The following is a 24,920-nucleotide window of genomic DNA, read 5'->3' as shown; positions in this document are numbered from 1 at the left end:
ACGTCATGTACTTCGATAGTTGAAGTATCTCTCTTCTCTTATACTTAAAGTAAGAAATGAAACGAGGAGAGATGAGAGATGAAAAAAGTGATAGAAGTGATCGTAGCAGTAACTGAGGTTTTAGTAAATGGTAAACAAGTTGCAATGGAATTAAATAAATAGTGAAGAAACATAAATAATTCTACACTTCTTCATTATTTTGATTTCTTATCTCAAAAAAGCAGTGCCTAAAAGGGCACTGCTTTTGACTATCTATAACTTGGCATTTTCGTAATCTGTGCCACACCTGAATCAATGGCTGCTTTCGCTACAGCTTCTGCAACACTTGGAACAACTCTTTTATCTAACGGATTCGGGATTACATAATTCGCATTACGTTCTTCGTCCGTAATGATGTTAGCGATCCCATATGCTGCCGCTAATTTCATCTCTTCTGTAATATCAGTCGCGCGCACATCTAACGCACCGCGGAATATCCCTGGGAACGCCAATACATTATTTACTTGATTCGCATAATCCGAGCGCCCGGTTCCTACTACAGCTGCCCCAGCCTCTAATGCATCCTCAGGGAAGATTTCTGGAATTGGATTAGCCATAGCAAACACAATTGCTTTCTCATTCATCGTTTGTACAAGTTCTTTCGTTAATACGTTAGGAGCAGATACGCCAATAAAAATATCCGCTTGATGAATTGCTTCTTTTAACGTTCCACGCACATATTCTCGATTTGTCTTTTTTGAAACTTCAATTTGTGCTTCGTTCATCCATGATTCACCTTCACAAACAATACCTTCTAAGCTAACTAACGTAATGTGCTTTGCACCAGCCTTTAACAATAATTTTCCAATTGCAATCCCTGCCGAGCCAGCACCATTAATAACAATTTTAACATTATCCATTTGTTTACTTACAACTTTTAATGCATTAATAACAGCTGCTAAAACAACAATAGCTGTTCCATGTTGATCATCATGGAATACAGGAATATTCGTTTCTTCTTTTAATCGTTTTTCAATTTCAAAGCAACGTGGCGCTGCAATATCTTCTAAATTGATACCAGAAAATGTAGGCTCTAAATTTTTCACGAGGGTAACGATTTCATCTACATCCGTCGTCCCTAGACATAACGGGAACGCATCTACATTCGCAAATTTCTTGAATAAAATACTTTTCCCTTCCATAACAGGCATAGCCGCTTTCGGTCCAATGTTCCCTAGACCAAGTACTGCAGTTCCATCTGAGACAACCGCTACCATATTACCACGTGCTGTATAGTCGTAAGCTGTTTCCTCATCTGCTGCAATTGCTTTACAAGACTCAGCCACGCCTGGTGTATAAGTCAAGCTTAAATCGTCCGCTGTATTCACTTCCACCTTACTTGTAATCTCAATTTTCCCTACTAACTCTTTATGCAATAACAATGATCTTTCATTAATTTGATTTTCTAACATACTTATAATCTCTCCTTAATTTGACAAGCTAGCTATATGAATATAGCTAGCTTGTTTGATCATGAAAACATTTTTAATAAAATTGTCGCTGTTACGACCACTGCCGCTCCACCTAAACGCGTTGAAATTTGCGCAAAAGGCATTAATTCCATACGATTTGAAGCTGATAGAATCGCAACATCTCCAGTTCCACCTAAACCACTATGACATCCCGTTACAATTGCTGATTCAACAGGATACATTTTCATCACTTTTCCTACAAGAAAGCCTGATGCTACCATTGTAAGAACAACTGATGCACACACAACAACATATCCTACAGAAAGAACTGCCGCTACGTCTTTTAACGGAATATATAGCAATCCTAAGCCGACCATTAACGGCCATGTTAAATTTTTTGAAATAAATTTATATAAATGGAATGCTCCTTGCTCCATTTTTGCTGGCATTAATTTAAAGTACTTCACAAGTGCTGCTGAGAAAATCATAATGATCGCCCCAGGAATCCCAATGAACTTAGAAGCAAATCCTCCAAAGATGAAGAACGTACATGCAATTAATAAACCTGCTCCCATTAATGAGAAGTCAATTGGCTTCTCTGTATTTTGTTCTTTTAATAATTCTGCTTGATTGTCTGTTTTCACTAATACACCGTTACCACTAAGCTCAGGTTTTTTCTCACCTAAACGCTTCATATAGCCTGCACTCACAATTGCAAACATATTCCCGATAATAGCTGCCGGAATAAGTTGTGATACAAATGTTGCTGATGACTCATTTAAAATATCACCATAAGCTAACGATAATGGTAAAATCCCTTCCCCAATACCACCACTCACAATTGGTACAATGATAAAGAAGAATGTCTGCTTCATTTCAAATCCAAATAATGAACCTACTAATAGACCTACCGCTATAGAAGCTAACGTCCCTACCACTAAAGGTATAAACATGCGAACGAAACCTTGTACTAATACTTTACGGTTCATTCCTAAAATACTTCCAACTACTAAACAAGAAATATATAAATATAAAAAGTTCGATTTTTTCATTAACATAGTCGCAGCTTCCATTGAAGCTGGATTCATCCAGTTAAAAAATACAAGTAACGATGGAACAAATAATGAAAGAATTGCTGGACCACCGATGTTTTTTAAAATTGGAATTCTCATCCCAATGTCACCTAAGAAAATACCCATAATCATAATAACTGCAAATCCACCAATCATATCAGCTGGCAATTTATTATATACAGATGCCCCATAAATAATAGCAGCCAATACTACGTATAACGGTAAAGGTATAACACCGATTTTTACATTCATAATTTTAGAAGCGAAAGATTCTCTTTGTACCTTATTCTCCTCAGATAATGATATCGCTTCCATATCCTTTCGAATTCCCATATGGCACCCCCTTGTTTTCTTAATAACAATATTAAAACGCTTTCAATAGTAAAAATAGTTTTTGTAAGTTTTGTAATTGATTTTGTAATTAAAAAAAGTATAAGCGACTTATAATAAGTCGCTTATACGTAAAACTCTATTTTATTTTGGTCAACACATCTTAATTTACTTACAGGTCTTCCCACATGTTGATATACCATTTCGTTTTCTAACACTCCAATTTCAGTCAAAAACATAACATACTTTCGAATAGAAACTCTTGAGACCCCTACTAATTGCGCCATTTCATCTGTTGTAAACGCTCCTCCATTCAGCAACTCGATCTTCTGCCAAATTAATTGTAACGTTTGCTTCGTTAATCCTTTCGGGAGCTCTTTAGTGACAGTAGGCTCTCTTTTTTCTTTTTGCAAAATTAATGAATCTAATTCCGATTGACTAATTTTTTGTTGCTCTTTCATAAAAGTGAGTTTTTCTCGATATATAGTTAATGCCTCTTTAAATCGTTCAAATGTAAATGGTTTAATTAAATAATCTATAACCCCGTATTGTAATGCTTTTTTAATACTCCCCATATCGTGTACAGCTGAAATCATCATAATATCGATTTCTTTTTCTTGATTCCGAATATACATTAAAAGCTCGAATCCAGTCTCTCCAGGCATAAAAATATCAAGTAACACTAAATCTACTTGTGATTTTTCTAATGCTTCTATCGCCGATTTTACCGAGTTAACTGCATGAACAAGTTCAAACCCTCCTACTTGCTCTAAATAATGTGTATTTAACATCGCTACCATCGGGTCATCTTCTACAATTAAAACTTTAATCATATTTGCCTCTCATCCCTACCTTTAGGTATTTCAATTATTATCGTTGTTCCCTCTCCTAACAATGAGGAAATGTGAATTTCGCCATTTATTCGCTGTATACTTTCTTTTACAAGATACAAACCATATCCACGATTGTCTCCTTTTGTGGAATAACCTTTTGTAAATAATGTATAAATCTCCTCTTCTTTTATACCATTCCCCGTATCTTGTACTGTAATAGTCAATTTATCCCCATACTGTATCCCGATTTCAACTTGTTTTTTTTCACAATTCATCACTGCCTCTAATGCATTATCTATTAAATTTCCGACAATCGTAATAAGTTCATGAGTAATACTTTCATCATATATCTCCGGCAAGTAAGCATCTTCACTTATAATTAAATTTATATTTTTCTCTCTAGAATAGCTAAGTTTACCTAGTAAAAAGCCAGCAAATACTGGATTTTTAATTTTTTTCATAACCCCGCCAATTTCATATTGATGCTCGGATACCATACTACTCACATATTTTTGGAGTTCTTCATACTGTTTCATATGTGTAAGTCCTAGCACGACATGCATCTTATTCATAAATTCATGAGATTGTGCCCGTAGCGCTTCCGCATATAGCCTAATGCCAGTTAATTCCTCTGCTAATTTTCTAATCTCTGTTTTATCACGAAATGTTGCAATCGCGCCAACTATTTCTCCTTTTACATATAAAGGAACACGATTCGTAACAATCGTAATTCCATAAATATTTTGTTCTTCGTTTAATTGTACCACTCCTGTTTGCAGCACTTCTTTTATACGTGAATTAGGCATATACAATTCAACATCTTTACCGATAAAGTCGTCTTTAAGTCCACTTTTCTTAAATAGCCGCTTTGCTTCATTATTAATTAACGTTACTTTCGCTTCTTTATCTACAGCAATAATACCTTCTTTGACCGATTGTAACATCGTATTTCTTTCTTCAAGAATTTTCGCTATCCTATGCGGCTCAAGACCAAATAAACTTTTCTTTATATGTCTAGCTAGCAATATCGCTCCTATAATGCCAACCAATAGCCCAACTCCAACACCGATATACATGATATGTCTACTTTCCTTAACCCTCTCTTTTACATTATCTGCTGAAATTCCAACCGCAACCACTCCAAGTTGTTCCCCTGTTTCAGAAAAAACCGGTATAAATACTCTCATAGAGACCCCTAAAGTTCCTTCTGCTAGCGACACATGTTCCTTTCCCTTCAATGCCGTTCCTTCATCTCCTCCAATGAAATGTTGCCCTATTTTTTGAGGATCGGGGTGAGATTTCCGGATTCCATTCATATCCATAACGACAATAAATTGAACATCCGTACTCTTTAATAGCTTATTTGTATACCCTTGAATCAAGGAGGTATCTACCTTCCCCGCCAACCCATCAATTACAATAGAATCATTTGCCACAATACGTGCAATCGTTTTTGCCTTCTCTGCCTGACTTTCTTCTGTCGTTCGTTCAACATTATGGCTAATTAAAAGATCTGTTACGAGTAAAGAAAAAATTACAACTGTACACACTAGTAATGTAATCGTTTTCCATAAATTCCATAGTTTTTTTCTTTTTTTCATCCCGTTAATAACTCCCCTAATTGCTAAATAGAAAAATAAGTAAGGTGATATTATTTTCACCTTACTTACTTATTTGCTGTTATTATACTTCAAATGTACTAGTCATTTCTTGTAGTTCTTCTGCGGCCGCAGCAATTTCATCAATAGCATTTGTCACTTCTTTTGTATCTCCAGCGACTCTCTTCGTTGTTTCTACTATTTGATTAATTTGAGAAATAACATGGGTAGTAGAACTTAAAATTTCTCTTCTATAATCCCTCTATCCATCACCTTACAGTTATATAGTTAAAGCCCTTTTTCCTAATTTATTTTGAGTTCTTTACGTAACTAATCGCCTGACTCCCCATCTGCACCCACGCCTTTTCAAAGTCTTCTCTCGGCACTTTTACATCTAAGCTATCATCGAGAGGATCTCGAATATATACAGATTCCTTATCGTATCCAACAAGTACAACACAATGTTCATTATACGTAATAGAAACATCTCCGCTTTTTGTTTTCCATGTAGTAAATTCATCTTCATCTAATGGTGCAAACGTTGCATTCGTAATCATAACTACCGGTTGCCCGGCTTTTACACTCTTATACATTTCTTCTATACTCTTCCCCGTTAAGTCCACGGCTCTATTCGGTAAATATTTTTTTGCTAACTGAAAAAGTGGTCCGTGATATACACCGTATCCGGATTCAGAAAAAGTATAAATATTACCTACAAATCCTTCATTCGGATTTCCACGTACACCATCGTTCATAAAATCAACTTTTTTTATTTCATTTGCTAATTTCATTTTATCTACTGAAACGCCTGCATATTGTAACATCATTGCTAAACTTGTCACTTCACACCCTCTATCCAGCTCTGGTAATTGCTGAATTAAAGGCACATTTGATAAGATAACCTTTTCGTCATTATTACTAAACTCCGTTCGTTTTCCGCTTTGTATATTTGAAAATATTAACCTCTCCACAAACTTTGGAATTCCATTTGTATATACACTCCATACTGCTGCACCTAGTAAAGCTATACATATATACCACTTCAATTTCCGTATCACTCTCACGCCCTTTTTAATTCGTTAAATAAGAATAAAACGCGTCAGCATCCGTTCGAATCATCGGTACAAAATTTAGTTCTTTTCCTTTCTCTGGTTCATCCTTTTTTATCTTTTCTATTAGATCTTGAATATTCATATTCGTTTTGTCCATATTAAGCTCATCTGCCATTTGCAATACTTTTTGTTCATTAATTTCTCTTAATACTTGATATATATCTTTACCGTACAAATCAATATGATATTTTTTCGCTTCATCCTGTACTTTTTGTTCGTACACTTCTTGCGCTAACTCCTCTATCTCTTTTCCTTTTTGTGAAATACCTAACTTTCCTGCTTCTTCTCTTACTTTCGTTCCATAGATTTCTTCCGCTATGTCTTCTATTTCTTTTCCATTTGTCGAAATGCCTAATTTATCCGCTTCATCATTAATTTTAATCGTATTAATTTGAGTAATTAAATTTACAATTGATGTATTCTCTATAGATATGCCCAACTTTAACGCTTCTTGCTTCACTTTTGTTTCATAGATTTCTTCTGAAAGAGTTCCAACATCTTTTCCTTCAATCGAAATCCCTAACTGCTGCGCTTCTCTTCCCACTTCTGTTTCATGAATTTCTTTTTCTAGCGTAATCTGTTCTTTTCCTTCTGTTTCAATACCGAGCTTCTCTGCTTTTTCTTCTGTATGCGCTACGTGTATCTTGCCATTGTTTAATTGTTCTTTACTACGCTGCGTGTAATCTGTTTTTCCCTTTTGTGTTTCAGAAGGAGAGGCACCCCCTAATATACTTAAACTCATCACTCCAATAGTGAATACCGTCATCATTTTCTTTTTCAAATTTACTTCCTCCCTCTTTCACTGTCTTTTCCATCATTCCCATAAAGTGAAACTATACTCAATGTGAAGATTCATCTTCGGCTGAGTTTTAAGGTGGGAGTTTTACTGCCCACAAATAGCGGGATAATTTTTTTAATATTATACATACATCTCACCGCTGCTTGAGATAACATTATGATCGATAAAACCCTCTATAATTGCTTCTTCATGTATCAAGCTTTCCTTATACAATACATGATATAAACAGTTCCTTAACTTTCCCTTAAAAAAAGACGATCTTGTAACAACAAGGTCGTCTTCTCACTTATATTTTTTGATTTTTAGGTAGAATTACTTCAAAACAAGTGCCCTCTCCCCATTTGCTCTCTACTGATATTTTTCCATAATGCTTTTCGACAATCCAATTTGCAATTGAAAGACCTAATCCAGCTCCTTCTGACTTACTTCTTGCTTTATCCCCCTGATAAAAACGATCAAATAGTTTCGGAATATCATCTTCTTTCACTCCTATCCCATCATCCTTGACCTGTATACGAATTGAACCGCTCGTTTGTGTGCAATCAATTTGAATATGCCCGCCTTCATTTGTATACTTCATCGCATTATCTAGCAATATAACCATCATTTGATGAATCCTCTCTCTATCTCCCATAAACGATATGTCACGTTCTACTTTTAATATCATCTCTTTTTCTTGATAAGAAGCAATTTCTTTATATGGCTCTACGATTTCTTCTAACAATTTATCCAGTCCAAATGTTTTCTTATCCATCTCAATCTGATTAGAATCTGAGCGTGCTAACAATAATAAATTGCTAACTAATTTCGATAACCGCCTACATTCCTTTGAAATTGTAGAGATATCCATCGCTTTTTCTTCTATCGTAGCGGATGGAGACTGGAATAATACATCTGTTTTTGATTGAATAACCGCAAGCGGTGTCCTTAATTCATGCGATGCATCAGAAACGAATTGCTGCTGCTTCTCCCATGAATTTTGAATAGGTACGAGCGCTCTGCCAGCTAGAAAGAATCCAATACCTATTGCACATAAACTTCCTATGCTACAGCCGATAACAAGAATTAAAAATAAAGTATTTAGCATCTCTTCCTCAGCTGTTATATCGCGTACAATTTGAATCGTTTTTCCATTTTCTTGAAAAGCATATGTTCTAAAATATAGTCCTTGCACTTCAATATCTTGCAAAGTCCCTAACTTTTTTGGAGAAAACTTTTCTAAGTTTTCTTCAAACATAAGACGGAATTTTGGATTTTCGATACCTATCTCCACAGTTTTTCCACTCCAAGTTAACTTCATTATCCTTGGATCTCCAATTTGAAGATATCCCCTAAATTTTTTAGGCGGTTTTTTACCGTCTAAAATCTCTCTATGCTGAACCATTTTTTCTATGGATGCATCCACTTCATTATAAATACGCTTATATGTGTACGAATAAATAATACTACCTAATACGCCTATTAATATGATAAACACTAACGAATTTAATATAGTTAGACGAATACGTGTTTTTTCAAACATACTCCCCTTTTTCATTGTTCTTTTAATATATATCCAATACCACGAACAGTTTGAATATCTTTCTGATAACCGAATGGCTCTAATTTTTTACGTAAGTGATGAACATACACTTCTACGATGGCTACTGTCGTATCTGAATCAAATCCCCAAACACGATCAAAAATTTGTTCACGCATTAAAATCTTTCCGCTATTTTGAACAAGATACTCTAGAAGCTCATATTGTTTTAATGTCAGTTTAATACCTTGTCCATCTACTTGAACGTCTTTATCTTTTCCGAACAATTCAATTCCTTTATAGCGAATGGTCTGCTTTGTTGTTAAACTACCACTTCTGCGCAACAAAGCGCGAATTCTCGCCTTTAATTCTGGAGCTTGAAACGGCTTAACGATATAATCGTCTCCACCAAAATCCAATCCTTTCACTCGATCTTCTAAAGAATCTCTCGCTGTCAAAAACAGGACTGGCGTTTCAATCTTTTCATTACGTATTTTTTGAATCACTTCAAATCCGTCCATTTCTGGCATCATTACATCAAGCAAAATTGCATCATATATGTTTTGCAGTGCTAAAAACAACCCGTCTTCTCCATTTAACGCTGTATCCACTTCAAATTCATCACGTAAAATTTGTACGATAGACTCTAATAACGAGGCATTATCTTCTACTACAAGTAAGCGCATATTCTCACCTTCCACCATATCATTCGATTCTATTTATGATCACATTTCTTTCATAAAAACAGAATGTAATTCTATTTTTAACCATTTCCTTCTAACGTTTTTCTCGATATAAAATTTGAAAAACTTATTATAAAAGCTCTTCCTTAAATTTTGCTTAATAAAAAGTTGAAAGAAATAAGATTCTCCTTATCTCTTTCAACTTTTTACTACGTACACCTTTTTACTCGGCAATTCTAAGCAATTTAGCTGGCCACCATATACAGCACCACCATCAATTCCTATAATACGGTTATTTCCAAAATACACATTACAATTATCATTTCCATGAAACGTTTTTGTTTCCGTATGACCAAATACAACAACCTTTTCACCGCTATATCCATTATGAAACTCATTACGGATCCACATTAACGTATATGGTTCACATTCAGAAACTCGTTTCAATGGCTCAACACCAGCATGTACAAATATATACTCTTCTGTTTCAATGTAATGATTTAATTCTTGAATAAACTTTACATGTTCTTCTAAAACATGCGATTGTAAAATCGGTTTTTGGAAGTCTTCCTCATTAACTACAATATCTTCTTCTACAAATCCATAGCTGTATAAAGTCTTATCTCCACCATTCCTTTTTACCCAATGGTTCCATGAGCGTTCCTCATCAGTCGTTAACGCTTTAATCATCATATCTTCATGATTTCCCTTTAGAACGAAGGCTCCTTCTTCTTTTAACTCTTTTACCTTTTCAATTACTGCACGCGCATTTGTACCACGATCTACATAATCCCCTAATAAAATTAGTTGATCCTGTTTTGCATCGTATTGAGCTTCTTCCAATAACTGTTCGAACTTTTCTATTTCTCCATGAATATCACTAATAACCAGAATTCTTTTCATATTATCCCCTTCTTTCTAAGCCACTCTCTTTCTAATTATAGTTCAAAACGGCAGAAATTTCTGAACTCAAATCCGAAATCATATTTATTAGAAATAAAATGATTATCCTTACAACAATGTAAGTCTCTTGTCATCCAATTCGATGGTTGCAATCACTCCATTTCCTTATACTGAAAGTAAGAAATGAAACAAAAAACAAGGAGAGATGAGATATGAAAAAAGTGATGGAAGTTGTAGTAGCGGTAGCAGAGGTTTTCGTAAATGGTAAACAAGTTGCAATGGAGTTAAATAAATAATGAAAAGGACAATATTCGTTCTAGACCCTTTACTCATATAAAAGAGATAAGAGTTCATCATTTCTTTGATCCCTTATCTCCCTGTAAAGAAAGCCGTATCCTTAAAAGGATACGGCTTTCTTTTTGTTATTCCACCGGCTGTGGTTGTGGCTGTACTACTTCATTCGCTCCAGCCACCCTCAACATATTTGCAATATCTTTAAAACCTCTTTTTTCAGCATACTGCAGCGGCGTAATATTTTCCTTATTAGCCATATTTACATCTGCACCATGCTCAATAAGCATTTGAATTACTTTCTTATGACTTTCACTACCATTTCCTAATACAATTGCTTCTACTAAAGCTGTTCCACCACGGTCATTTTTATAATTCACATCAATATCTGTATGGTCTAATAATTCTTTAACAACTTCTACATGACCACGCTCAGATGCAGAAATGAGTGCAGTTCCACCTGACCTAGTCGTTTCTTTCGTATTAACTCCTGCAGCAATTAATAGCTTTACAATATCCGTATATCCTTCTCTACTCGCATAAAGAAATGGATTGCTTTTTTTCTCATCTTTGACTTCAATATTAGCGCCGGCCTCAATTAATGCTTTGACTGTCTCTACATGATTTTGATACGTTGCTGCAAGGATAGGTGTTTCTCCGTTGTCACCTTCCACATTGATATTGGCTCCGTCCTGAATCAGCTTCATAGCTGTTTCTGTGTCTCCAAGAGTCGCAGAAAGTAACAACTGTTTGTCCATTAAATTTATACTTTTTTCTTCTTTAACTTCTTCTTGTTCTTTATGCTTTTCTTTTTTCTTTTCGTTTTTCACATGAACCGGTTTTGATTCTGGTTCTTCTTGCTTATCGCAAGCCACTACCGTCATTAAAAGTCCTAATAACATGCATAATAAAATTTTTTGTTTTCTCACAATTACAGCTCCTATGAAAGATAATGTTTTCTTAACCATTCCTCCATCACATACAATAACTCTTCTTGAGTACATTTATCCATAAGCCCTTTATATTCCTTCTTGAATCGGATTATCTTAAACTTATACCATGTTTCTCAACCTATTGGAATGATACGCCAGGTGGCCTCATCATTAACATTATGAAGCAATTAGTTTAGCACGTTTTTGCCGCATTTGTATACATTTCTAAAAAGTGGGTAAATGATTGCTTTAGGTTACTATATTCCATTGTAACCGTTCTTCAAAAAATTTTACACCTTTTCTATATTTGCACCTGAGTAATAATAGAAAAAGGCAACTTATGTAGTTGCCTTTTTCTATTATTAATGATGCCCACCGTGATTTCCCTTTTTCGGGTTCCCCATCATCTCTTTATTCATTTCCCATTTATGCTCAGCTAGCTCTTTATACGAAAGAACTTTCCCTTTATAGTTAGACACAAAGCTTTCTGCATCCCTTTTATTTTCAAATGAAATAACATTATAAGCCATCGGTGTCGTTATTGTTTTATCATATACGTAAGTCGCATCTTCTAATGAAATCCACTCTTTCGAATCATAATCTCGAACAAATTTTTCTTTCGTCTTTTCACCTGGATTAATCTCCATCCATTTATACATACAACCGATATCATCAAATTTTAATGCTTTTCCATTTTCTAAAATAATTTCTGTTGCAAATTGATTATCCATTACCCCAATCTGGCAAATATCACACTTATCATGTTTCTCATCAATTGCCACAGCCTCTGCTTGTTTCTTACCACACCCTACAATTGTAAAGACAAAGAATAAACATATAGCAAGCATCACATACTTTGTTCGCATTTCATTTCCTCCCTAACCCTATCTTCTACAAGGAGCATATCAAAAACTTGTGTGTGATTTGTGAAAAAACAATGTGCCTTTTGTAATATATGGAACAAAAAAGATGTGTAGCCATGTCTACACATCTCTCATCATTCACAACCTGTAATTAATAAATCATCTTCTAACTTAACTAACAATGTATCTCCATTAATTTCCTGTCCAATTTCTACATTTACTAATCTTATATTTCCACTAATACCGACCGCAACCTTTTCAAGCTCACCGTTATTTTTTCGGATCATCATTAATTTTTCCCACTCATATACGTAAGAAGATTCATTAACAAAAATCTCTTCTATTTTTCCTTCATAAGAACTATAAATTTCTTCTATTCTCGTTTCCATTTAAAATCTACTCCCTACTTCGCACATCACTATTTTCACCTTATTCTATCATTCTTGTAAGTAGTAAATTATATTTTTAAAAATTCAAAATTACCTTCGTGAACAAAATGACCAAAATAAAAATTATGCTTCTAATGGTGTTATTTTTCAAATTATTTACCATTTGGATAGATGGCACTATGATAAACAAAAAACTATTTTCTGAATTTTTATTTTATTTTGAAAGCGTAATCATTTTTTGGAGGGGGAGATTATATGTTAGCTCTACTTGGATTTGCGATGGTATTTGTCTTTATGTTTTTAATTATGACGAAACGTATGTCAGCACTAGTAGCATTAATATTAGTTCCGATTGTTTTTGCATTAATTGGCGGCTTCTATGCCAATATGGGACCTATGATGCTAGAGGGAATTCAAAAATTAGCACCTACTGGTATTATGCTTATGTTCGCTATTTTATATTTTGGAATTATGATTGATAGTGGTTTATTTGATCCTGTCATTAGCAAAATCTTACGGTTCGTAAAAGGTGATCCTTTAAAAATCGTTGTTGGTACAGCGATTCTTACTATTATCGTTTCATTAGATGGTGACGGAACAACAACATATATGATTACTGTTTCTGCAATGTACCCGCTGTATAAACGTCTCGGAATGAATCCACTTATATTAGCTGGGGTTGTTATGTTAGGGGCCGGAGTGACAAATCTTACACCTTGGGGTGGACCAACCGCTCGTGTTATGAGCGCACTTGGACTTGATGCGTCAGAGCTCTTCACACCACTTATTCCAGGAATGATTGCTGGTGCACTTTGGGTAGTTTTCGTTGCCTACTACCTTGGAAAAAAAGAAAGAAAACGTTTAGGAATTATGGATGTACAGTATTTAAAACAAATGCAAACAATAGATGAACAAGCTGCAACAGTCGAAGCAGCCGTACATAAACGCCCTAAACTATTATGGATTAACTTTTTATTAACTGCCTCACTTCTCGTGTGTCTCATACTAGAAGTTATGCCGTTACCTGTTTTATTTACAATCGCTTTCGCTATTGCTGTTATGATTAACTATCCAAACTTAGAGCAACAGAAAGAACGTATTGCTTCTCATGCAGGAAACGTATTAGCGGTTGTTTCTCTCGTATTCGCTGCTGGTATTTTCACAGGTATTTTATCTGGAACAAAAATGGTAGATGCAATGGCTCAAGGTGTAGTAACTCTTATACCAGATGCACTGGGACCACAATTGCCACTTATTACAGCTCTTTTGAGTATGCCGTTCACATTTTTCATGTCCAATGATGCATTTTACTTTGGGGTATTACCTATTTTGACGAAAGCAGCTGCTACTTACGGAATTAGTGCAGCTGAAATGGGACGCGCATCCTTACTCGGTCAACCTGTTCATTTATTAAGCCCTCTTGTCGCATCCACTTATTTATTAGTTGGAATGGCCAAAGTTGATTTTGGTGAACACCAACGCTTTACGTTACTTTGGGCCGTTGGAACGACGATGGTTATGTTAATTACCGGAATTGTGATTGGGATTATTCCAATATAAGAAAAAAACAGTAGAGAAAATAAATCCTCTACTGTTTTTTTATGAAGAAACAAGAAAGTACCTTCTCTCCGGTCTCCCTACACTCCCATATATAAGCTCTGCATGTACTTTCTTTCCAGATATTAAATACTCTAAATAACGCCTCGCTGTTGATCGACTCACCCCGACCATCGAGCTTAATACCTCTGCGGTAATACCTTCTTCATGAACTGTTAACATATGCTTTTGTATTTTTGCTAAAGTTAAAGGATCTATTCCTTTTGGAGCGTATTCAATTGGATTACCTTTCACCCCTCTTTGAGACCAGAGATGTTCAATTTGTTCTGGTGATAATTGGTCAGTTTTCTTTAACTGTATAATCTTCTTTTGATAATTTTCTAAACTTGTTTTAAATCGATCAAACATAAGTGGCTTTACGATATAATCTGTTACCCCTCCTCGTAAAGCATGACGTACGACATCTGTTTCTGACGCAGCTGTAATCATAATAATGTCTGTGTTATGCAAGTTATGCCTAATATATGTAACAAGCTCTGTCCCTTGCATATCAGGTAAGTATACATCCAATAAAACAAGTTGCGGCTGCACAAGTTCTAGCCATTCTTTTGCCTGCTCCCCAGTCGTTGCTGTTCCAATTACTTTAAATCCTTCAATTTTTTCAGTAAAGCGGCGATGAATCTCCGCAATCCGAATATCATCTTCTACTATCAACACTTCAATTTCCTCAGTCATCACAATTCGCCTCTCTCTTTCGGTAATGCAATAATAAATAACGCACCACCTAAATCCCCTTTTTCGATTGCAATACTTCCATTTAAATCTTCTACTAACTCTTTCACCTTTGCTAATCCATATCCTCGCTTTTCTCCTTCTTTCGTCGAAAAGCCTTTATAGAATATACTTGTAATGATTTCATCTTGAATCCCTTGTCCTGAATCTTCCACTTCAATTACTATTTCCTCACCGATGTCTGTTACAAACATTCTAACTTTCTTATCATCCTCTTGCTTTCTTTCAATTGCTTCAAATGCGTTCGTAATTAAATTCCCCAAAATAGAAACAACATAATTACTCTCAATATGTGGACTTAACTTTTCTAAACTACTTTCTCGATCTAATACAAAATCAATCTTTAACTCTCTTGCCCTATTATAAAATCCAATTAAAATTCCACCTAGCCATGGATTTTGAATTCGTTTCATAATGAATTGAACAAAGTCTTGATATACTGCCGTTTCCTTATGAATGAGCTCTAAAGCATCTTCATATGATTCTAATTGAATAAGACCTGAAAGCGTATACAAAAGATTGTTATATTCATGCGTTTGTGCTCGTAACGCTTCCGTATACTGCTTAGTTTGAGACAGCTCTGCAGTTAACTGATCCATTTCAGACTTCAAACGTAAACTCGAAACAACACCAGTTACTTTATTATTTACTTTAATAGGTAGACGATTAGCGATAACAGCCTGCCCCTTTATATTTAATTGACGATCAAACTGTTCTTCACCAGTTTGTAGTACATCTAATATCGATGAATTAGGAATTACATTTAAAATAAATTCTCCAATAATGTTTTGTTGTATATCTAGTGAAAGAATATCATAAGCTGCTTGATTGACTAAACTAATCATGCCATTTTGATCAATAACAATAATCCCTTCACGTACAGATTGAATGACAGTACTATGTTCTTCATATAAAGATGAAATTTCTTCTGGTTCCATTCCAAACATCATTCTTTTTATACTTCCAGCTAAATATATAGAGCCGATGATCCCAATTAACAAACCTATTACTGTAATCCAAAACACACGCTTACCATACACTTCTACTGCTCCATGAATGTCATCCATTGAAAAACCAACAGATACTACACCAATAATTGCATTTTCCTGATTACGGATTGGAACTTTTCCACGTAATGAAGGCCCTAATGATCCAGTCGCTTTCGAAACATAAGATTTCCCTTCTAATAGAACTCCTTTGTTATCTCCACCAACCATTGCTTCTCCAATTTTATCTTTCCTAGGATGCGCATAGCGAATCCCTTCTTTATTTCCAACTACAATAAAATCAGCATCTGTATCAATTCGAATTTTTTCTGCAATTGGCTGAATTATAGAAGCCGGATTTTCTTTTTGAAAAGCTTCCTGGATTTCTGGTATAGCGGCAACTGTTTTCGCAACATGCAAAGCTCTTTTGCCAATTTGCTCTTCTACTGTTTCTGATAATATGTAGTAAAATAAATAACTCGTTAACAGAAGTACAACCAGGATAAGTGTACTAATAGTTATTATAATTCTCGGTTGTAGTTTTAATTTTTTAAATTTCAAAACCATTCCCCTAACATTTCCTAAAGTTTAATTTTAAGAATATACAGTTTTTTACGTTTATGTAATCATACCATGATTAAGACAGAGTTTCTTTACTTTGTATCGTATTGTATGTATTCCAAAAAGGAACCTCTAGCACATGCTAGAGGTTCCTTCTATCTTACTCTTTATCTACTTCTTTTTCCTTATCTTCTACAACAGATACGACAGGTTTATCATTCGATAGTTGCTGTACTGCACCTTTGCCCGCAAATCCTTCTAATAGCTCTTTTAAATCAATACCAGAAGAAGCTTTTAACGTTTCTTGCATTGTTGCCATTAAATCAGTCGCATATCCTGCCACTTTTCCAGCGCCGCTATTCTTACCACCGCCGCCTGTATCAACAACTGTAATTTTATCAATGTTGCTAAGTGGGCTTGCAATTTCTTTCGCATAACTTGGAAGCATTTTAAGAACCATATCCATAATCGCGGCTTGCCCATATAATTCAAACGCCTCTGCGATTTTTTGCTTCGCTTCTGCTTCTGCCAAACCTTTTAACCTAATAACATCTGCTTCCGCTGTTCCTTGTGCTTTTTGTACTTCTGCCTTTGCTTGACCTTGCGCTTTTTCAATTTCCGCCTTCGCTAAACCTTCTACACGCACTTCTTCTGCACGAGCTCTTGCTTCAGCTTCAATCTTATATTGATCCGCATCTGCCTTCTTAATTTGTTTTACTTTTTCTGCTTCCGCTGATTGCTCAACAGCATAGCGATCTGCATCTGCTTTTTTCTTTACTTCTGCATCGTATTGCTTTTCACGACGCGCAATCTCTTTTTCTTCTAATTCAATTTGTTTCTCACGCTCAATGATTTTAACGCGCATTTGCTCTTCTGTAACACCTTGTTGCGCTTTCGCTTGTTGTAATTCGTAAGAAAGATCCGCATCTGCGCGAGCTTGTTCTTGCTCTCTCTTATAAGATTGTACTTTTAATTCTTTATGTTTTTCAGCTTCAGCGATTTGGGCATCACGTTGGTATTCAGCTTCTTTCGCTTCTTTTTCAGCACGAGCTTTTTCAATACGAGCTTCTTTTTCACGCTCTGCATTCGCAATTGTTGCATCACGCTTAACTGTCGCAATTTGAGGCTGACCAAGTGCATCTAAATAACCGTTCTTATCCATGATTTCTTTAATTGTAAAGGAAACGATGCGAAGCCCCATCTTCTTTAAATCTGTAGAAGCTACTTCATGCACCTTTTGAGCAAATTGCTCTCTATTACTATAAGCGTCTTCTACTGTCATAGAAGATAAAATCGCACGTAAATGACCTTCTAAAACTTCTTTTGCTTCTATTTTTAACTCTTCTGTTTCTTTTCCTAAATATTGTTCAGCTGCTGTAGAAACTTCTTCAATGGTAGATCCTACTTTAATAATAGAAACACCGTTTACTGTAATCGGTACACCTTGTTTCGTATACGTATCACGTGTACCTACTTCTAACTTGTAGTTTAATAGGCTTAAAGGCTCTGCTCTTTGCATAATTGGAACTACGAATGTACCACCACCGCGGATAATCTTAATCTTCTTTCCATCATCAGTGGTAACAACGTTCTTTCCACCACCAAGCCAGTTCCCTGTAACAATTAACGCCTCATCTGGCCCAACTGTTCGATACTTCGTAATGAATACTAAAATAAGTAGAATTAAAATTGCGAGTAATACTCCACCGATAATTAATGGAATCGTCATGTAAATTCCCCCTTATAATTTTGGTTTTTTTAAAGAATAAGCGATGTTTTGTACAAGTAAAACACCATCTTGAACTCCCTCGATAATAACCTCTGTTCCTTGTGAAATATCTTTTTTTCCAACTGTTTTAGCTGGGATTGCATTACTTCCAAATTGGGAGGAAATTAATACCTCACCAAACCCTTCTGTAGGAATTGTCGTAATGACTTCTCCCTTGCAACCAATGAACTCATCCATACGTTGTACGGTATTTTGCTCTGCTTCTGCAATCGGTTTTAAAATTAGTATTTTCATGATGAAAACTCCAACAAAAGATATAGCACATGCACCAGCGAAAATAATAATACTATTAAAGGAAAATAAATATTCTCCTATATAACTTAATCCACATAACATGGCGAAGAAACTAAGTAATAAAGTTACGACGGATACTGATCCGCCTCCAAAACTAAATATTGATTCAAATATATCTCCAAAAAAGATATAAATAACAGTAAGTATAGTAGCAACAATAAATCCATATAAATAAATTGTTTCAAGTGGATAACCAAACAATACCATTTCTTATCCCCCTTCCTTAAACAATCCCTTATTATTATGTGTATGCCCCACCTCTTTCAAAGATTATCATTCATAATTTTCAGTTATTTAACCTTTAAAGAAAAGCCTGTCAGACAGGCCCCTAAAAAAGAACAGGAGAAACCTATTGTGACAGGCTCCTCCTAGTAAATAACCGATATATTATATATCTATATAATATACTATTTTCCACAAAAAGTAAAGTTAAACATACATTGGAAAAGCACTTATTTTACTGATAATTCGTACGTTCCATCGCCATTATCATATTTATATACATACAAATAATACTTACCTGGTTTTGCATTAAATTCTGCCTCTATATGATTTCCATGAGCTTGACCGTAAGCAGCATAATTTTGCATATCTGCTTCATGGTGAAGCACCCATGTCATCCCGATTCCATACTCATTTAAAACGGAAATATCGATATCTTTCGCTGATGCTACATTAAATGTATAAACATCAGTGTGATCTCCGCCGATAAGGCTACCTTTTATAGTAGTGTTTAGCCCAATACGATTTGCTTCCTCTGGATGATTATTTGGTTCTGATTCTGTTAAACTTCCATCTTTAACCGTAACCGTTGTTTCGCTTCTGCTCTCTTTCCCTTTATCATCTTTTACTCTTAAAGCTACTGTATATGAACCTTCTCTTTCATATACATGTACTGGATTTACCTCTGCACTTGTGCTTCCATCTCCAAAGTCCCATAAATAAGAAACGATTTTTCCATCTTCATCTTTTGAGCCATCACTTTTAAATTGAATACCTTCTTTTACAAGTCCATTATAAGGGCCGTTTATATTAATCGTTGGAGCTTTATTTTCTCCGTCATCTTTTTCGATACCGTGGAAGACTACATCATATTCAAATTGATTTGAGCTATTTACACGGTAATTGACGAAGTATGCTGTAACAGTTTTGTAGCCACTCCATTCTTTTTGTGCCAATTGTTCTAAAGCTTCATTTACTTTCTTACTCATTGCGTTCCAATCTTCTGACTCACCTTTTGTTACACTACCTGTATACGTACCTTCTAATGTAAATGTATTAAAGAATTGGGAGCTATGTTTTGTCATTTTTGCATCTTTCATCGGCAACGTATCACTAATTTCTTTCTCTACTGCTGTTAACGATTTTGGTGTATGTTCAGCTAAGTAATCATCTGCTACTTCCGGTACAATATACGCATCTTGATTATCAATTAGCTGCTGCATATATTCTTGATACTCTTTATTTAGTTTAGGATCTTTACTTAACTTTTCACGATATATATCATAATTTTTCACGTCATTCGCACGAATTAAATCTTGAATTTTATCAAACGTTTCAAATTGATGTGTATATAAGTAGGACTGCAACGCGAACGAGTAATTATAGAAATCCCAAGAACCATATTTAGCAAATAATGTGCGCTCTGCTGTATAACGGCTGGCAGGATCAGATGATAATCCACTAATGATGCTCTTTCTCGGTACTACATTATTTGTACGAGTAGATCCTGCAAAAAATTCTGCATTGCCTTCTTGGAACCAAGTTAATCTTTCTTTTTGATACATATCTCCTCTTCCAAATAAACCTGGAACTTCATATCTCCCTTGTAGATAATGAGTAAACTCATGACGGAATAACTCTTCTAAACTATAAATACTTTGTTCTGGCGTGCGCTCATATGTAAAGAATGTTCCTGTTTCTTCAATATAAATTCCACCGTTGTTTGTTTCGTATCCATACAGTTGTCTATTTAACTGATACTCCTCTGGACTGTTATAAATCACTATCGTTAATACATCATCTGCATTGCCTGGCTCTAACGCTTTGTCATTCCCAATTACACGATGATACTGCGCTTTTACTTCCTTTGCAGCCCAGTATAGTCTCTTAATTTTTTCTTCCGATACTTTATCTCCTGTTTTAAATACGATAGATCCATCGTCGAATGTGTACGTTTTTGGTAAGTACTGTTCTTTTCCTTCTTTACGTATTTTCTCTAAATCTACTGTATTCCCGCTATAATCTTTCCCATTATAATTTGTTGTAATTTGTTCTACTGCAACAAAATACGGCTCACTTAAACGCGGGTACATATGCATTGCTTGTGTAACAACCTCTAAACCTTTATTTGGATTGCTATGAAACTTTCCTAAACGACTAGCAAAATATATTCCATTATTAACGAGCCACTTATTTTCTGGTGTTACTTCATTTAAAAGAGCAATACGATTTATTTCATTAATAAACCCATCTACTTTTCCATACCACATCGTTTCATTCGCTTCTTTACGAGCCTCAATTAAGTAAGACTGTATATCATAGTCAATCCCTTGCATAATATCGTATACAGCTTGTCCTTTCATACGATCGTCTACATACGTATGAAGATTATCATTATATTGTTTTAAAATATTAGCTGCGTATTGAACCGTTTCAACATCACTTGAAGCATTACTAATTAATTTTCCGTATGCAGATACGACTGTATCTTGTTCATCTGTACCAAGTTTAAAGTTTGGATTTTTTGCAATTGCTTTTAAAGCAGGTAAACATTTGTCCTGGAAGCTTCTTTCATTTAATTCACTTAATTCGTTATTATAAAATGCCAGATAAAAAGCTGAACGTAACACTTCCGTAAACGTTTGAATTCCTTTTGAATCGTCTTTCGTAAATGTACTACCTCGATGAGCTAATTCATCTATAACTACTTGCATTTTCCCTTTGTCTTTATAAAAGGCCTTTGCTTCCTCATTGAACTGGAATAAGTCTGTAATTTGATTCCACTTAATACTGCCTAACGTTTCAACTAATTCTTGATTATTCATTTTGTTTAAATCCGCCATTGAATAGCTTTCTTTAACTTGCTTTACTTCTGAGCTCTTCATAATAGATGCTGGTCGCTGCGAAAAGTCTCCTACTTTTAACCGTTCTTGAAACGATAATGTTTCCTCTACTTTAGAAACATGTCCAATCTCATCTACTGGTTTTTCAATTCCAACTGGTTTCGAATGTAATACATTATATGGCACCTTTTCTTCTGCTGATACATGAGTTTGAATTGTCCCCAGTGATAGAGCCATTGTACTAATGCTAAGCATAACTTTATTGATTTTTGATTTCTTGTTCATATCCTTGCCCCCTATTCAAATATTCCATTCACGAATTTAACATAAAATCTATATACAACAATATAAAATGCAATATTTCATATTATTTCTTCTTATATTTTGTACATACTGTGAACACCCTTACCTTTATCTAAACTCCAATGATTATGAATCTATAGCGATTAAATTGTCATTTTACATACGATAAAAATCGAATTTTTTGACAATTAAATTTTTAATTGTTATGGTTAATATAATTGTTAACTTTATTAAACAAGGGTGGGATTCTATGATAAAAAAAGAAAACAGTGTATTTTACATCTCTATCTTGCTAACAACATTATTCATCATATGGGGAATTACCCCGGCAAGTTGGATACAAGGCTATGATTTACAAAGCGTTACATCTTCTTTAAACTCGTTTATCCTCAGCAAATTTGGGTGGTTTTACTCTCTACTTATGACCACAATGATTATTTTAGCCACTTATTTAGCATTTTCTAAATACGGTTCTATTCGTCTTGGTAAAGATGGCGAAAAGCCAAAGTATAGTTATCCATCTTGGCTATCCATGTTGTTTGGTGCAGGAATGGGAATTGGACTCCTCTTTTACGGAATCACTGAACCGATTTCACATTTTACAGATCCATTAACAGGAAAAGCAGGCACAGAAGAAAGCGCCAAACTCGCTATGCAATATTCATTTTTCCACTGGGGCCTCTTTCCATGGTCACTATACGCAATGGTTGCTTTAACAATTGCATATTTCACATTTCGCAAACAAAAAGGTAGCACAATTGGTGCTACAGTTACTCCCTTATTTAATCGATCGAAAAATTCTCCTATCGGAAAAACAGTCGATATTTTAGCTGTTTTAGCCACAGTATTCGGTATTGTGCCATCTGTTGGGATTGGTGCTCAACAAATTGCCGGAGGATTAAGCTATTTATTCCCTTCTATTCATAACACTTTACTTACACAGCTCATACTGATCGCTATCTTCGCTGTTTTATATTTAATAAGTGCACAAACTGGCTTAGATCGTGGGATTAAATATTTGAGTAACTTAAATTTCTCTCTTGCAGGTATTTTACTCGTCTCCTTTTTACTTTTAGGACCAACTGTATTTATTATGAAATATTTCACATCTACACTTGGTTCTTATATTGGAGCTTTACCTAGTATGGGATTAAATTTAGGAGCATTTAATGAAAAATCTTCTTCTTGGATAGAAAATTGGACTATTTTCTATTGGGGATGGTGGATCTCTTGGTCTCCATTCGTCGGTACATTCATCGCCCGTATTTCTAAAGGGCGCACAATAAAAGAATTTATTTTTGGAGTTGTATTAGTCCCAACTCTTATCTGTACATTTTGGTTTGCAGTATTTGGCGGCACCGCTATCCATATGGAAATGTTCCAATCGCTTGGCATAGCTGATGAAATTGCAAAAAATGGTACAGAGATTGGATTATTTGCTGTTATTTCACACCTACCCTTCTCTTCATTTTTAACAATTATCGGATTAATTTTAGTAGCCACATTTTTCGTTACTTCTGCCGACTCGGCAACATTTGTTGTTTCTATGCAAACGAGTAACGGAAGCTTATCACCCAAAAATAGTTTAAAACTTATATGGGGATTAACAATCGCGATAATTGCAGCTATTTTATTGCAAGCTGGAGGATTAAATGCACTACAAATTGCAGCTATAATCGCAGCACTACCGTTTTCTATCGTAGTCGTTATTATGGTTATTTCACTCTTTAAAGAACTGCGAAAAGAAGATGTTCATTCGCAAACGAAAGAAGTATCTCAAAAAATTAAAAAAGTTATGTAACGATTAGCACCTCTTGTAAATAAAGTATTTTGTCCTCAAATTAGTCCTGAATCCATTATTAGTGAGGGCGACAAAGTAAATTAAATAAAACCCATTCGTATGAAATATAATTTTCATACGAATGGGTTTTTACTCTATTATATAGTGTTGTAAGCATGCCTTCTCCTCAAAACCTACTTTCTTGTACAATTTCATAGCCCCTTCATTATTCGTATTCAAACATAGTTCTATTCCCCTCATCCCTTGAAAAGAAAAAATATGCTGAATTGCAGCTCGTAATAAACACTCACCAATACCTTTCCCTCTACTCTCTTCAGCAGTTGCAATAAATTCGATATTCGCTTCTTGAAACTCCGGATTTACTTCAACGTATACGTAACCTTCTAGCCTATCATTCTCCACACTTACAAATAATTTATTCGTATCACTTAAACGTTCAATAATTTCATTTCCTTCGTAATATGTATTAGGAAAAACATTATTGTGTAAAGAGATAAACTGCTCAAATACTTGTGGTAAAGCTTCTTCTACATTATATATAATACGTTGTCCCACAATATTATTACTTAAACTGAAAATACTATGTCGATCTTGTTCTTTAGCATTTACACTCTTCATCAAGTTGGCACAATTATTATTTTCCATATGATAAAAACCATAAAATTTCTCAATACGAAACGGTACCTTTTCTATAAGTTCCTTCCACATAAGTAAAGCAATCTCTTCCCAATTCTCTGCTTTAATAAACGGTCCCCATATTTCCGCACATTTCTTTACTTCATCCATATCAAATCCCAATACACCAATTATTTTATTGTCCTCATAAGTAACAACAAAAGATCTTTCCCATCCTATATCAGAAAAATCATGAAGAATTGTATGTAACAACTCCTCTTTCTCATCTCCACAATAACCAACATGATGAGTAGCATCTTTATTCATACTTGCTATAAATGATGCAATCTTTTCACTCTTTAAAGTAGAACTAATATACAT

The 24,920-nt window shown here is 34.9% G+C and carries 20 protein-coding genes; 2 read left to right on the top strand and 18 right to left on the bottom strand.

Annotation, left to right across the window (positions count from 1 at the left end):
- Positions 1–248 precede the first annotated feature (248 nt).
- The 12 genes from BAQ48_RS04740 to BAQ48_RS04685 all read right to left on the bottom strand — a co-directional run bounded on the left by BAQ48_RS04740 (position 249) and on the right by BAQ48_RS04685 (position 12,776).
- Positions 249–1,451 carry an NAD(P)-dependent malic enzyme gene (locus BAQ48_RS04740; protein WP_071710172.1) on the bottom strand — a complete coding sequence of 401 codons (1,203 nt, stop codon included), beginning with the start codon at positions 1,449–1,451 and terminating at the stop codon, positions 249–251.
- A gap of 59 nt (positions 1,452–1,510) precedes the next feature.
- Positions 1,511–2,839 (bottom strand): 2-hydroxycarboxylate transporter family protein, encoded by a 1,329-nt coding sequence (locus BAQ48_RS04735; protein WP_415783995.1) that lies wholly within the window; start codon positions 2,837–2,839, stop codon positions 1,511–1,513.
- A 140-nt stretch (positions 2,840–2,979) separates the two neighbouring features.
- On the bottom strand, positions 2,980–3,687 hold the full coding sequence (locus BAQ48_RS04730) for a response regulator (protein ID WP_071710170.1): 708 nt from the start codon (positions 3,685–3,687) through the stop codon (positions 2,980–2,982).
- Complete coding sequence (locus tag BAQ48_RS04725; RefSeq protein WP_071710169.1) at positions 3,684–5,288, bottom strand: sensor histidine kinase; 1,605 nt, start codon at positions 5,286–5,288, stop codon at positions 3,684–3,686. The genes BAQ48_RS04730 and BAQ48_RS04725 overlap by 4 nt, the downstream gene beginning before the upstream one ends.
- A 305-nt stretch (positions 5,289–5,593) precedes the next feature.
- Positions 5,594–6,349, bottom strand: a complete 756-nt coding sequence (locus BAQ48_RS04720; protein WP_071710168.1) for a C39 family peptidase — start codon at positions 6,347–6,349, stop codon at positions 5,594–5,596.
- A gap of 7 nt (positions 6,350–6,356) precedes the next feature.
- Entirely contained in the window at positions 6,357–7,178 is an 822-nt protein-coding gene (locus BAQ48_RS04715; RefSeq protein ID WP_071710167.1) for a transporter, read from the bottom strand.
- A gap of 304 nt (positions 7,179–7,482) precedes the next feature.
- Positions 7,483–8,733 (bottom strand): sensor histidine kinase, encoded by a 1,251-nt coding sequence (locus BAQ48_RS04710; protein WP_071710166.1) that lies wholly within the window; start codon positions 8,731–8,733, stop codon positions 7,483–7,485.
- Positions 8,730–9,401: a response regulator transcription factor gene (locus tag BAQ48_RS04705; protein WP_071710165.1), complete on the bottom strand. Its 672-nt coding sequence runs from the start codon at positions 9,399–9,401 to the stop codon at positions 8,730–8,732. Before BAQ48_RS04705 ends, BAQ48_RS04710 begins: the two co-directional genes overlap by 4 nt.
- Before the next feature lie 195 nt (positions 9,402–9,596).
- Positions 9,597–10,301 (bottom strand): metallophosphoesterase family protein, encoded by a 705-nt coding sequence (locus BAQ48_RS04700; protein WP_071710164.1) that lies wholly within the window; start codon positions 10,299–10,301, stop codon positions 9,597–9,599.
- Between the two features lie 422 nt (positions 10,302–10,723).
- The gene (locus BAQ48_RS04695; RefSeq protein ID WP_116758470.1) at positions 10,724–11,596 is read right to left on the bottom strand and encodes an ankyrin repeat domain-containing protein; all 873 of its coding nucleotides are present in this window, start codon (positions 11,594–11,596) and stop codon (positions 10,724–10,726) included.
- Positions 11,597–11,886: 290 nt separating this feature from the next.
- Positions 11,887–12,390: a nitrous oxide reductase accessory protein NosL gene (locus BAQ48_RS04690; protein ID WP_071710163.1), complete on the bottom strand. Its 504-nt coding sequence runs from the start codon at positions 12,388–12,390 to the stop codon at positions 11,887–11,889.
- A gap of 131 nt (positions 12,391–12,521) precedes the next feature.
- Complete coding sequence (locus tag BAQ48_RS04685) at positions 12,522–12,776, bottom strand: hypothetical protein (RefSeq protein WP_071710162.1); 255 nt, start codon at positions 12,774–12,776, stop codon at positions 12,522–12,524.
- A gap of 255 nt (positions 12,777–13,031) precedes the next feature.
- On the opposite strand from BAQ48_RS04685, the gene BAQ48_RS04680 reads away from it, so the two are divergent.
- Positions 13,032–14,336, top strand: a complete 1,305-nt coding sequence (locus BAQ48_RS04680) for a CitMHS family transporter (protein ID WP_071710161.1) — start codon at positions 13,032–13,034, stop codon at positions 14,334–14,336.
- Positions 14,337–14,375: 39 nt separating this feature from the next.
- On the opposite strand, the gene BAQ48_RS04675 is transcribed toward BAQ48_RS04680, so the two are convergent.
- From BAQ48_RS04675 to colA, 5 genes are all read right to left on the bottom strand, one after another.
- Positions 14,376–15,068 (bottom strand): response regulator, encoded by a 693-nt coding sequence (locus BAQ48_RS04675; RefSeq protein ID WP_071710160.1) that lies wholly within the window; start codon positions 15,066–15,068, stop codon positions 14,376–14,378.
- Positions 15,068–16,672, bottom strand: coding sequence for an ATP-binding protein (locus tag BAQ48_RS04670; RefSeq protein ID WP_071710159.1), 1,605 nt, complete (start codon positions 16,670–16,672; stop codon positions 15,068–15,070). The genes BAQ48_RS04675 and BAQ48_RS04670 overlap by 1 nt, the downstream gene beginning before the upstream one ends.
- A gap of 160 nt (positions 16,673–16,832) precedes the next feature.
- A complete protein-coding gene (locus BAQ48_RS04665; protein ID WP_071710158.1) occupies positions 16,833–18,401 on the bottom strand; it encodes a flotillin family protein in 1,569 nt (522 codons plus the stop codon).
- 12 nt (positions 18,402–18,413) lie between these two features.
- Entirely contained in the window at positions 18,414–18,962 is a 549-nt protein-coding gene (locus BAQ48_RS04660) for an NfeD family protein (protein ID WP_071710157.1), read from the bottom strand.
- 245 nt (positions 18,963–19,207) lie between these two features.
- Complete coding sequence (gene colA, locus BAQ48_RS04655; RefSeq protein WP_071710156.1) at positions 19,208–22,105, bottom strand: collagenase ColA; 2,898 nt, start codon at positions 22,103–22,105, stop codon at positions 19,208–19,210.
- Between the two features lie 268 nt (positions 22,106–22,373).
- Here colA and opuD point away from each other — a divergent pair, with 268 nt between their 5' ends.
- Positions 22,374–23,924 (top strand): glycine betaine transporter OpuD, encoded by a 1,551-nt coding sequence (gene opuD / locus BAQ48_RS04650; protein ID WP_071710155.1) that lies wholly within the window; start codon positions 22,374–22,376, stop codon positions 23,922–23,924.
- Positions 23,925–24,053: 129 nt separating this feature from the next.
- Here the strand turns inward: opuD and BAQ48_RS04645 are convergent, their stop codons facing one another.
- Positions 24,054–24,920 carry a GNAT family N-acetyltransferase gene (locus tag BAQ48_RS04645; protein WP_071710154.1) on the bottom strand — a complete coding sequence of 289 codons (867 nt, stop codon included), beginning with the start codon at positions 24,918–24,920 and terminating at the stop codon, positions 24,054–24,056.

It is taken from the genome of Bacillus luti (assembly GCF_001884105.1).
Lineage (GTDB): Bacteria > Bacillota > Bacilli > Bacillales > Bacillaceae_G > Bacillus_A > Bacillus_A luti.
Note: the sequence above shows the minus strand (reverse complement) of the source record. Positions and strands in the feature narration are given on the sequence as shown.

What these genes read in the sequence shown, in the direction of transcription:
- colA (WP_071710156.1), bottom strand. Translation starts at nt 22,105, where the DNA reads ATGAACAAGAAATCAAAAATCAATAAAGTTATGCTTAGCATTAGTACA.
- BAQ48_RS04645 (WP_071710154.1), bottom strand. Translation starts at nt 24,920, where the DNA reads ATGTATATTAGTTCTACTTTAAAGAGTGAAAAGATTGCATCATTTATA.
- opuD (WP_071710155.1), top strand. Translation starts at nt 22,374, where the DNA reads ATGATAAAAAAAGAAAACAGTGTATTTTACATCTCTATCTTGCTAACA.
- BAQ48_RS04695 (WP_116758470.1), bottom strand. Translation starts at nt 11,596, where the DNA reads ATGTACTCAAGAAGAGTTATTGTATGTGATGGAGGAATGGTTAAGAAA.
- BAQ48_RS04705 (WP_071710165.1), bottom strand. Translation starts at nt 9,401, where the DNA reads ATGCGCTTACTTGTAGTAGAAGATAATGCCTCGTTATTAGAGTCTATC.
- BAQ48_RS04690 (WP_071710163.1), bottom strand. Translation starts at nt 12,390, where the DNA reads ATGCGAACAAAGTATGTGATGCTTGCTATATGTTTATTCTTTGTCTTT.
- BAQ48_RS04660 (WP_071710157.1), bottom strand. Translation starts at nt 18,962, where the DNA reads ATGGTATTGTTTGGTTATCCACTTGAAACAATTTATTTATATGGATTT.
- BAQ48_RS04735 (WP_415783995.1), bottom strand. Translation starts at nt 2,839, where the DNA reads ATGGAAGCGATATCATTATCTGAGGAGAATAAGGTACAAAGAGAATCT.
- BAQ48_RS04680 (WP_071710161.1), top strand. Translation starts at nt 13,032, where the DNA reads ATGTTAGCTCTACTTGGATTTGCGATGGTATTTGTCTTTATGTTTTTA.
- BAQ48_RS04700 (WP_071710164.1), bottom strand. Translation starts at nt 10,301, where the DNA reads ATGAAAAGAATTCTGGTTATTAGTGATATTCATGGAGAAATAGAAAAG.
- BAQ48_RS04730 (WP_071710170.1), bottom strand. Translation starts at nt 3,687, where the DNA reads ATGATTAAAGTTTTAATTGTAGAAGATGACCCGATGGTAGCGATGTTA.
- BAQ48_RS04675 (WP_071710160.1), bottom strand. Translation starts at nt 15,068, where the DNA reads ATGACTGAGGAAATTGAAGTGTTGATAGTAGAAGATGATATTCGGATT.
- BAQ48_RS04665 (WP_071710158.1), bottom strand. Translation starts at nt 18,401, where the DNA reads ATGACGATTCCATTAATTATCGGTGGAGTATTACTCGCAATTTTAATT.
- BAQ48_RS04740 (WP_071710172.1), bottom strand. Translation starts at nt 1,451, where the DNA reads ATGTTAGAAAATCAAATTAATGAAAGATCATTGTTATTGCATAAAGAG.
- BAQ48_RS04710 (WP_071710166.1), bottom strand. Translation starts at nt 8,733, where the DNA reads ATGAAAAAGGGGAGTATGTTTGAAAAAACACGTATTCGTCTAACTATA.
- BAQ48_RS04685 (WP_071710162.1), bottom strand. Translation starts at nt 12,776, where the DNA reads ATGGAAACGAGAATAGAAGAAATTTATAGTTCTTATGAAGGAAAAATA.
- BAQ48_RS04725 (WP_071710169.1), bottom strand. Translation starts at nt 5,288, where the DNA reads ATGAAAAAAAGAAAAAAACTATGGAATTTATGGAAAACGATTACATTA.